This is a genomic window from Denitraticella aggregata, assembly GCF_048158365.1.
GTDB lineage: Bacteria > Pseudomonadota > Gammaproteobacteria > Burkholderiales > Rhodocyclaceae > Azoarcus_F.
The window spans coordinates 1-824 of the sequence record NZ_JBLLNL010000045.1; the positions used below are offsets into that span (position 1 = coordinate 1).

Consider the following 824-nt stretch of genomic DNA (forward strand, 5'->3'; position numbering starts at 1 on the left):
CGGATTGTTATCGATCGGCAGATCACCGCGGTCGATGTAGCGGATCAGGCGCGGCCACTGTCGGTTCAGATAGCTCAGCGCTTGCCCCAAGGCGGTCGAAGGCGGCACGCTCGGAAGAACCTGATCCAGCCACCGGCGCAGTTCGTCGAGGACCGCGCGGCTTCGGCTTTGCCGTTGCGCAAGGCGCTCGGCGGCGCTCACTTGCCGGCAATCCTTCTCGATGGCGTAGAGTTTGGCGATCAAGGCCAGCGCTTCGTGCGCCCGGCCGGTCTTGCCATCCGGCAGGAGCTTGGTGGCCTCGACGAAGCGGCGTCGTGCATGGACCCAGCATCCGAGCCGAGTCACGCCATCACGCAAGGCAATGGCCCCGTAGCTCTCGAGCGCATCGGTCATCAGGTAACCCTGCCACCCTTCGAGCAGCCGCAAGGGCACCGCCTGCGCACGGCTCGGATCGTACTCGAACAGGATCACCGGCTGGCCCGGTGGCCCGCCGCGCTGCACCCACATCTGGCTCTTGCTCGTCGGCGCTCGATCGGGTTCCTTGAGTACCTGGATCGGCGTCTCATCCATGTGGATGATGTCGTGTCCGAGCAGCACGTCGCGCATCAGGTTGGCGAGCGGTTGCAGCGCCTGGGCGGCCCCGATCACCCAGCGCGCCAGTGTCTGGCGCGGCACGGTGACGCCCGCACGGGCCAGCACATACTCGAAACGCGCCAGCGGCAGGCCATCGACGTACTTGGTGATGAGTAGCATCGCCAACAGATCGTTGCTGGCGTTGCTCTTGGGAAGCACCTGAGCCGGCGCGGGGGCGATCACCGGCGCCT

General features: G+C 66.4%; 1 protein-coding gene. It reads right to left on the bottom strand.

Going from position 1 to position 824, the window contains the following annotated elements; translation table 11 throughout:
* On the bottom strand, positions 1-816 hold an 816-nt coding region (gene tnpC, locus ACKVEX_RS16580; RefSeq protein WP_473216846.1), incomplete at its 3' end, for an IS66 family transposase.
* Positions 817-824 lie beyond the last annotated feature (8 nt).